Origin of the sequence: Barnesiella sp. CU968, from assembly GCF_905219685.1 — a bacterium.
Taxonomy (GTDB): Bacteria; Bacteroidota; Bacteroidia; order Bacteroidales; family Muribaculaceae; genus Lepagella; species Lepagella muris_A.
Window position 1 is genome coordinate 1 of sequence record NZ_CAJMXD010000076.1, and the last position, 9,602, is coordinate 9,602.

General features: G+C 46.5%; 8 protein-coding genes and 1 pseudogene. 6 read left to right on the plus strand and 3 right to left on the minus strand.

Annotated elements, in window-relative coordinates:
* Nucleotides 1-282: 282 nt before the first annotated feature.
* A pseudogene (gene pncB, locus JX312_RS04665) lies at nucleotides 283-1,487 on the minus strand (nicotinate phosphoribosyltransferase).
* 117 nt (nucleotides 1,488-1,604) lie between these two features.
* On the opposite strand from pncB, the gene JX312_RS04670 reads away from it, so the two are divergent.
* The 5 genes from JX312_RS04670 to tatC all read left to right on the plus strand — a co-directional run bounded on the left by JX312_RS04670 (nucleotide 1,605) and on the right by tatC (nucleotide 6,738).
* The gene (locus tag JX312_RS04670) at nucleotides 1,605-2,567 is read left to right on the plus strand and encodes a homocysteine S-methyltransferase family protein (RefSeq protein WP_204457210.1); all 963 of its coding nucleotides are present in this window, start codon (nucleotides 1,605-1,607) and stop codon (nucleotides 2,565-2,567) included.
* A 152-nt stretch (nucleotides 2,568-2,719) separates the two neighbouring features.
* On the plus strand, nucleotides 2,720-4,210 hold the full coding sequence (locus JX312_RS04675) for a 4Fe-4S binding protein (RefSeq protein WP_204457211.1): 1,491 nt from the start codon (nucleotides 2,720-2,722) through the stop codon (nucleotides 4,208-4,210).
* A gap of 51 nt (nucleotides 4,211-4,261) precedes the next feature.
* Nucleotides 4,262-5,659, plus strand: coding sequence for an aldo/keto reductase (locus tag JX312_RS04680; RefSeq protein WP_204457212.1), 1,398 nt, complete (start codon nucleotides 4,262-4,264; stop codon nucleotides 5,657-5,659).
* A 63-nt stretch (nucleotides 5,660-5,722) separates the two neighbouring features.
* Entirely contained in the window at nucleotides 5,723-5,914 is a 192-nt protein-coding gene (locus tag JX312_RS04685; RefSeq protein ID WP_123404768.1) for a twin-arginine translocase TatA/TatE family subunit, read from the plus strand.
* Nucleotides 5,914-6,738: a twin-arginine translocase subunit TatC gene (gene tatC / locus JX312_RS04690; protein ID WP_204457213.1), complete on the plus strand. Its 825-nt coding sequence runs from the start codon at nucleotides 5,914-5,916 to the stop codon at nucleotides 6,736-6,738. The genes JX312_RS04685 and tatC overlap by 1 nt, the downstream gene beginning before the upstream one ends.
* Here the strand turns inward: tatC and JX312_RS04695 are convergent.
* Both JX312_RS04695 and JX312_RS04700 read right to left on the minus strand, forming a co-directional pair.
* Nucleotides 6,718-7,353, minus strand: coding sequence for a nitroreductase family protein (locus JX312_RS04695; protein ID WP_204457214.1), 636 nt, complete (start codon nucleotides 7,351-7,353; stop codon nucleotides 6,718-6,720). The genes tatC and JX312_RS04695 overlap by 21 nt on opposite strands.
* Before the next feature lie 65 nt (nucleotides 7,354-7,418).
* A complete protein-coding gene (locus JX312_RS04700) occupies nucleotides 7,419-8,009 on the minus strand; it encodes a class I SAM-dependent methyltransferase (RefSeq protein ID WP_124030137.1) in 591 nt (196 codons plus the stop codon).
* A gap of 192 nt (nucleotides 8,010-8,201) precedes the next feature.
* On the opposite strand from JX312_RS04700, the gene JX312_RS04705 reads away from it, so the two are divergent.
* Nucleotides 8,202-9,602 (plus strand): amidophosphoribosyltransferase (locus JX312_RS04705; RefSeq protein WP_204457215.1); only part of this gene is annotated, 1,401 nt, incomplete at its 3' end.

Here is a 9,602-nt window from a genome sequence, read left to right on the forward strand (position 1 = left end):
TATGCTCCTTTGCCTTAAATGGATTTTATCCGGAAGTGAGCCGCCCCAAATTTCACGTTTATTTTTAAACAAGCTCTTATCCTGCAAGAGTATCATACAAGGATATTAAGTCTTTTTAAAGCTCTAAAAGTTTATTTTTATGAAAAGGATATTTTTATGTTTTTTTCACTTTTTGCATTGAAAAATGGGAAATTATTAGCAATCATCGCAGACGCATTCAGATGTGCTGACAATGTATGTATTACAGAGAGTAACGATGGTGTAGTTCCGGGAAAGGAGATATTATTCGTTGAAATGAATGGCTTCCATAAATCTTTTCACAGTCTGAGGATTGCCGGTGTATTTACCGATGTCTTCGCTTAGCTTGCAGGTCTCGCAGTAGAAAGGCCACGATTCGGTGATTTTCACCGCCACGAGTTTTATGACAATGTTCATCGGCTTTATCCCGGGAAAATCATTTGTGAAATGCGTTCCGATGCCGAACGATGGCAAACATTTGCCGTGAGCGTAGTTCTGAATTTCTATTGCCTTGTCAACATCAAGACCGTTGCTGAAGACAATCTGCTTTGTTCGCGGATCAATCTTAAGCGACTTATACTTGCTGACAATAAGGTCGAGTTCCTTGAAATTGTCACCACTGTCAACGCGCAGTCCTTTGAACATGTTGGCATAATCTTCCGAAAATTGAGACTGAATATTTTCCATCCGTAAGTGTCGAAGAGAAATGTGCCGAGCGCACCCCTGTAAGTCTCCGCCCAGGTCTGCATGGCGATATAGTTGGCCATCTGCGGACCATACATTCCCGCTATGGCGCAAATGAACTCGTGTGCCATNGTACCCACAGGAGTAAGGTCATATTTCATGGCGAACCAGACATTGCTTGTTCCGATGAATCTTCCGGGTCCTGCTATCCTGTCATTGCAGTCTTTCATGGCTCTGATGCAAGTTTCCTGTGCCTTATACGAGGCGCGGCGAAGTGTGCCGAAGTCACTGAAGATACAGCCACCTTCAATCATGCGTCTGGCTTTTGATTCCGATTTTCCATAATAAGCGCTGTAGTCAAGAGCCTTGTCCAGACCTGTGAACATGTAATAAAGTTCCGATATTATGGCAAGCACCTTGACTTCAAGCAGAATGGTGTTGCTCCAGTTTCCCTCGAATCCCACATCCAGATGTCCTTCGGCATCTTGAGATACTGAGACCCATCGGCTGTCATAACGGAATCCTTTGAGGAAGCTGTAGAACCAATCCGGTATATAGGGACATTTGTGCCGCATGAAACTTATTTCCTCATCGGTTATGACAACGTTTTCAAGAAATTTAATCTGTCGAAGAAGCTCCACTGCAAATCCGCGAGGATATACTGTATCGTTTCGATCAATGAATTTATATTTCACCTGGGTTCTCGGATAATTTTCTATTACCGCGCAGCACATCGTGAACTTGTATAGGTCATCATCCGTAAAATGGGTTATTATCTGGCGCATACTCATATTCCAACAATTTTGACTTACTAATGGGTTTATACCTTAAACGTATGACAAAGGCGTTTGGGTCATTTGATTAATTTTTCTAATTTTGCATCAACGGAAGCTTTGCTGATTATGTGCAATCTTAAAACGGAAAATGTAAGCGGAGTCGCATCGTTGCAGGATGAGATGTCCCGAAGGGTGCTGCTCCTGGACGGATCTACGGGTGTTGAACTCCGGCGACTGATGCCTTGTGCCGTCAACCCCGATATGTTGTCGGTCACGCATCCGGAGCTTGTGGCACGTATGCACAGGTCGTGGCTTGAAGCCGGAGCGGATATTATTGAGACAAACACATTCAATTCCAACCGGCTTTCGCAATCGGGATACTGCAATTACGGAAATATCGTTCAGCTCAATATTGTCTCCACACGGCTTGCAAGAGTCGAGGCGGATCGGTTCATGAGAGAGAATCCCGGCAAGCGGTGTTTTGTGGCAGGAGCCATGGGGCCTACAGCTTTTTCATCGTCATTATCTGGGAATAAGGCGATAGACGGATGTCGCGCAGTGGATTTCGATACACTTGTCGATGTGTTTGAGGAGCAGGCGGAAGGGTTGATAGAGGGTGGGGTCGACGTGATACTTGCCGAGACTATGTACGATCTCGGAAATGTCCGTGCCGCTATCTCCGGAATCGGTCTCGCATGTGAAAAGCTCCATAGAGAAGTGCCATATATTGCATCTGTTTCCGTTTCCGGGAAAACTGGAAGAATGTATTCCGGTCATACGTTGGAGTCATTTGTCGCGGCAATGTCGGATTTTTCGCCATTGGCAATAGGTCTGAACTGTTCGGACGCCCCTGAGAGGATAAACCCCTATGTAAGGCGACTTGCAACTTTTTCACCATTTCCATTGATTTACTATCCCAATGCGGGACATCCTGATGAAACCGGCAATTATGGCGTCACTCCGCAGATGTTTACAGAAAGTCTCGGTCCACTGCTTGCCGACCGTCTGCTGAACATTGTCGGGGGATGTTGCGGCACAACCACGGCTCATATACGGATGCTTAAGGCATTTTGGTTAAATGAATGGTAAAAAAGGTAGTGTTTTATTGGAATTTTCATATTATTTTTGCATTTGAAGGAGAAGTTGACTGAATGACTCCTAATCGGGGAATTAAAACGACTTTGAAAAAAGTTTCAATCACTTCAAAATTTGAAATTTTAGANACGTAATACTTTCGGACTATGTTGAAAAAAATCAGGGTAACACTTGCTGTTGTAAGCATACTGCTTGTAACACTTCTGTTTGTTGACTTTACAGGTATGGCACATGTCTGGTTAGGATGGATGGCCAAAATTCAGTTCCTTCCTGCATTGCTTGCGCTCAATTTTGGAGTGGTAGGCGTGCTGGTGGCATTAACACTCCTTTTCGGTCGACTCTACTGCTCGGTGATATGTCCTCTCGGAGTGATGCAGGATGTGTTTGCCTTCTTTGGCAAGAAGAGCAAAAAGAACCGTTATTCCTATTCGCCGGCAAGAAACATTCTTAGATATGTCATGCTGGCAGTAATGCTCTTCGCGATATTGGCTGGCATAAGTTCTGTAGTTGTTCTCTTGGCTCCATACAGTGCCTACGGAAGAATAGCCCAGACGCTGATGGCTCCTTTAGTTGCGTGGGGCAACAATCTACTTGCTTTGTGGGCAGAGAGACACAACAGCTATGCGTTCTATAACGTTGATGTGTGGCTCAGAAGCGGTGTCACGCTCGGTGTGGCAGTGGCGACTATTGTGATTCTCGGTTATCTTTCATGGCGTAACGGCAGAACATACTGCAATACAATATGCCCTGTAGGGACATTGCTTGGTCTGATATCGAAATATTCAATCTTACGACCAGTCATCGACACCTCAAAGTGTAACGGTTGCGGATTGTGCGCGAGAAACTGTAAGGCAGCCTGCATCAACAGCAAGGAACACAAGATTGACTATTCCCGCTGCGTAACATGTTTCGACTGTATTGAAAAATGCAGCAAAAGTGCGATATCATACACCTATAAGAGACAGGTATCCGGAAAGGAAGCATCGGAGGGCAAAGACGTGATGGTTGACGGCTCCCGCAGACAGTTTCTTGGCATGGCAGCTGCTATCGCCACAACCGCCGCGCTTAACGCCCAGGAAAAAACCGTTGACGGCGGTCTTGCAGTTATCGTTGACAAAAAGAAGCCGGCGAGGAAAACATGTATAGTTCCGCCCGGAGCCAAAAGTATAAAGAATCTTACAGATCATTGCACCGCCTGTCAGCTATGTGTGGCATCTTGTCCGAACGGAGTGTTACGTCCGTCAACCGACCTTTCGACGCTTATGCAGCCTGAATCTTCATATGAGAGAGGTTATTGCCGTCCGGAATGCACGCGGTGCTCCGAGGTGTGTCCGGCAGGCGCTATCTTAAAAATAGATGCAGCAGAAAAATCTTCTGTGCAGATCGGAAGGGCAGTCTGGATAAAAGAGAATTGCATTCCACTTACAGATGGCGTGGAGTGTGGCAACTGTGCACGCCATTGTCCTGTCGGAGCCATAACCATGGTTTCGTCATCGGCATCGGATCCGGAGTCACGCAAGATACCGGTTGTGAACACAGAGCGATGTATCGGTTGCGGAGCGTGCGAGAATCTGTGTCCGTCACGTCCGTTCAGTGCCATTTATGTAGAAGGCAACGAACGCCACCGTATTATTTAAATGGAGATCATTATCTTTTGTACTTATATAATCATTGAAAACAAAGAAATTATGAGCAATATAAACCGCAGGGATTTTTTGAAACGTCTCGGACTCGGAGCATCAGTGGCTGGACTTGCGTTTGCAGGATGTGAGAAAGCGGCAAAAAAGGGTTCGACTGATAACGTTATTACAGGAGATATACCTGAAGACAAAATGACCTATCGCGTGAATCCCAAGACAGGAGAGAAAGTTTCTCTTCTTGGTTACGGGTGCATGAGATGGCCTACGGTTTCGCAAGAAAGCGGTCGTGACGGAGGTGAGGAACTGGATCAGGAGGCGATCAACGACCTTGTCGATACTGCAATCCGTCACGGAGTGAATTATTTCGACACATCGCCGGCATATTGCAAAGGGCGTTCCGAGGGTGCCACAGGCATTGCGTTGAGTCGCTATCCGCGTGAAAGCTATTACATTGCCACCAAACTCTCGAATTTCGCTCCGTCCACATGGAGCCGGGAGGCATCTCTGGCGATGTATCACAACTCCTTAAAAGAGCTGCAGACCGACTATATAGACTACATGCTGCTGCATGGCGTAGGAATGGGCAACGATGGCATGGAAGAATTCAATAAAAGATATATCGACAACGGTGTTCTTGATTTTCTTATGAAAGAACGTGAAGCCGGCAGAATCCGGAATCTCGGATTTTCATATCACGGCGACATAGCGGTTTTCGATCATCTTTTGTCGAGACATGATGAATACAAATGGGATTTCGTGCAGATTCAGCTTAATTATGTAGACTGGAAACATGCCAAAGAGGTAAACGAGCGTAACACCAATGCCGAATATCTCTATAACGAACTCGCCCGACGCGATATTCCGGCAATCATCATGGAGCCTTTGCTCGGAGGACGACTGTCGAATGTGCCTGATCACATTGTGAGCCGTCTCAAGCAGCGAGAGCCGGAAAGGAGTGTAGCGTCATGGGCATTCCGTTATGCCGGGTCTCATCCAGATGTGCTTACTGTACTAAGCGGAATGACCTACAAGGAACATCTTGAAGACAATCTCCGTTCTTTCTGTCCGCTTAAGCCGCTTACTGACAAAGACAATATGTTTCTATACGAGACAGCGGATCTGATGATGCAGTATCCTACAGTGCCCTGCAACGACTGCAAATACTGCATGCCATGTCCTTACGGACTTGACATACCATCGATTCTGCTGCATTATAACAAATGTATCAATGAAGGCAACGTGCCTGCCTCGCGACAGAGCGAGAACTACAGAGAGGCGCGCCGGGCGTTCCTGATAGGATACGACCGTAGTGTGCCCGGGCTTCGTCAGGCAAGCCATTGCATTGGGTGCGGACAATGTGCGCCGCATTGCCCGCAGTCGATTGATATTCCGGCAGAACTGCATCGCATCGACGGGATGGTTGAACGTCTCAAACGTGAAGTCTGAACAGTTTATGAAAGGTTGTCGGTGATTTCCAAACAGATTAGTTGAAATAAAAACATAATTTAAATGAATACACTTCTTTTTATAGGGGGCCTCGGAATGTCGGAGGTGCTTGTGATTGTGCTTGTTGTTCTTCTGTTTTTCGGAGGAAAGAAAATACCTGAACTGATGAAAGGTCTTGGCAAGGGTGTCCGTTCGTTCAAAGATGGAATGAACGATATTGAGAAAGACATAAAAGATACAGACAAAGATAAATAATGGGCAGAGAGGAGGAGAAACAGAGTTTCTGGGATCATCTTGACGTGTTGCGCGGTGTGCTGCTACGGGTTTTTGCAGTAATTCTGCTGTGCGGCATTGTCGCATTCGTATTCAAGGAGGAACTGTTCGCTTTTGTCCTTGCGCCTAAATATCCCGGTTTTGTCACATACGGAGTTATTGCTGATCTCTGCGCCTCTTTCGGAATACCATATGAGATGAAAACGGATGTGGCGTTGATAAACACAGGGCTGGCGCAGCAATTCATCATACATATGAAAACGGCGTTNTGCGCCGGTTTTCTTGCCGCGTCGCCCTATGTTGTCTATCAGCTTTTCCGTTTTGTCTCACCCGCGCTTTATGCAAGGGAGAGAAAATATGCCGTGGGTATAGTGACAAGTGCATACGTCATGTTCATTACAGGCGCAGCCTTGAGCTATCTTGTCATCTTTCCCATGACATTCCAGTTTCTCGGCACATATCAGGTGTCGGAGGATGTGGTCAACATGATATCACTTGAATCCTACATGAGCACGATGGTGATGCTCTCGTTATGCATGGGTATTGTGTGCGAGATGCCGGTGCTTGCGTGGATGCTGGCAAAGGCAGGATTGCTGACACCTTCGATGCTGGTGACATACAGGCGTCACGCCATTGTCGCCATACTCATAGCAGCAGCCATAATCACTCCCACGTCAGATGTCTTTACGCTCATGCTTGTGTCTGTGCCCATGTGCTTGCTTTACGAAGCAAGCATAACAGTGGCGAAACTGGCAGCCCGCACCGTCCGTGCCTCTGAATTAACGTCAGAAACCCTTGGCTCCTGATTTTTTCCAGGATTCGTAATGCACGTATTCCGGATTCCATTTGTCTTTGGGTTCTTGGGCGGACTGCGGATGACCGATTATCGCCACGCCCATCGGAATGATGTTTTCCGGAAGCGATAACATTTCAGAGAATGCCTGCACACGGTCGGACATTGGATATATTCCACACCATACAGCACCCAGACCTATTGAATGCGCGGCAAGAAGAAGATTTTCCATTGCCGCCGATGTGTCTTCAATCCAGTAATCGCGTCCCTCTTCAGGAAAAGTGGCTTCAAGATCACCGCATACCACAATGCCAAGCGGTGCTTGCGAAGCCATTTTCATTGATCCGAAATTGGCACCGATGCTGTCAAGAGTGGCTCGGTTCTCTATAACGACAAAACGCCAGGGCTGTTTGTTGCCTGCCGAAGGAGCCGCCATCGCCGCCCTGAGCATTGTCTCGATGTTTTCCTTGCTTATTGAATCAGCAGTGTAAGCACGGATGCTTGTGCGTGTCATGATGTTGTCTAACGCCGCGTTGCTTTCAGTGTTTTCTGTCTGTTTCGAAGAGCAGGATGCCAGAACTGAAGCCGCTATTGCGAGAGAAAAGAGTGTCTGTTTCTTGAATTTCATGTTAAAAGAGTATTATAAAAGTATTATAGAAGCATTAACGTAATTCGTTATGACATATATTCGGATTACTTATAAATGTTTACAATGTAACTGTCTGTGTCTGAATGCGCCACCTTCGCATCCAATCCGTTGAGACGGAATGTGCGGGCAAGTTCATCGGCTGATGGAAGAATGTCGCTTTCGGAATGTTTCTCCCTGTGCACATTGTTGATGAACTCCGGTCCTGAGGGGAAAGCGATGGAAATCAGACCTCCTTTTTTTAACGACACTTTATGAAGCCATCGTAATGTCTCGACAGGTTCATGAAGATGCGGATATACGCAATACAAAATAATCCGGTCATATTCACCCGGTATGTTGTCCTGTTCAAGATCCATTTCGAGAAATTCGGGAGTCGGAGTGAGTCCAGAGAATTTTTCTTTGGCACGGCTTAACATGCCGGCAGAATAGTCAACAGCAGTTATATGCCCGGCTGTTCCGATTTTTTCAGCGATATAGGGGAGAAGCACACCTGTGCCAGTGCCGAGATCAAGCACGCTTTGTCCCGGCTTAAGATTCATGAAGCCGAGCACGAATCTCACTTTGTCGGGGGTTGAAAGCACTTCGTTGTCATCCCACGTCGGTGCGAGGTGATCAAAAAATTCCTTTTCGTCCATAATATGCTGCCGTGGAGGAGGTGTTTGTGAATAATACAGTTTTTTAAACAACTTTTTACATATAACGCCTGAAAAACGCTTTTTGTTATTTAGCGCGCATTCCTTAAAATTGTTAATAAATCCTTAAAACAGATATTGACTCAATGCGAGTTTTTTAGTAATTTTGCGCTTTAAATTTTAAGTTTCTACATCATGGGAGGATTTTTCGGAGTAGCAGGCAAAGTTCCTTGCCGAACCGATCTTTTCTATGGAGTTGACTACAACTCCCATCTTGGCACACGTCGTGCGGGTATGGCTACCTACGACGAAGCCGGGAAGCGCTTCTGCCGCTCTATTCATAGTCTTGAACGCACTTATTTCCGTACAAAATTTGAATCGGAACTGGATAAATTCCAGGGAAATGCGGGCGTGGGCATTATCAGTGACAATGATCCGCAGCCGATTATCATCAATTCACATCTCGGAAAATTTGCGATCGTCACCGTTGCTTACATTACAAATCTTGACGATCTTGAGAAAGAATTGCTTGATGCCGGCGTGCATTTCGGAGAATTGAGTTCCGGAAGGACAAACCAGACAGAACTCGTGGCTCTTCTGATCAATCAGGGGAAGGATTTTACAGAGGGAATCCGCAATGTCTATGCCAAAGTCAAAGGTTCGTGCTCCATGCTGATTCTGACAGAAAACGGTATCATTGCAGCCCGCGACAAACTTGGCAGAACTCCGGTCATTCTTGGTGAAAAGGAGGGTGCCTATGCCGTTACTTCCGAAACCACGGCATTCCCGAATCTCGGTTATAAGATTCTGCGAGATCTCGGTCCGGGAGAGATTGTGGAATTTACAGCAGACGGAATCAGGCAACTTAGTGCACCTCTCGAAGAGATGCAGATTTGCAGCTTTTTATGGGTGTATTATGGATTCCCCACCTCATGCTATGAAGGAATAAACGTCGAGGAAACCCGTTTCGCATCGGGTGAGGCTATGGGCAAGACCGATCCGACAGATGTAGATTGTGCATGCGGTATTCCTGATTCCGGTGTCGGAATGGCATTGGGTTATGCTTCAGGTCACGGGATACCTTACAGGCGCTGTATTTCGAAATACACGCCTACCTGGCCGCGGTCTTTCACACCTGCCAATCAGTCTATGCGAGATCTGGTCGCAAAAATGAAGCTTGTGCCCAACCATGCCATGCTTGAGGGCAAACGAGCGCTTTTCTGCGATGATTCCATCGTGAGGGGTACCCAGCTTAATGACAACGTGGCAGAGTTGTATGCCAATGGAGCGAAAGAGGTGCACATGCGCATCGCTTGTCCGCCGTTGATTTATGGTTGCCGCTATCTCGGCTTTACATCTTCCAAGTCTGACATGGAGCTGCTTACTCGCCGCATTATAAAAGAACTCGAAGGTGATCCCGAAAAGAATCTTGATTTATATGCCAAGACCGGATCTCCTCAATATGAGGCACTCGTTGAGAAAATACGACAGAGATTCGGTCTGACCTCATTGAAGTTCAATCCCTTAGAAACATTGGTGGAAAGTATCGGTTTGCCGAAGTGCCGTCTGTGCACCCACTGTTTCGATGGCTCAAGT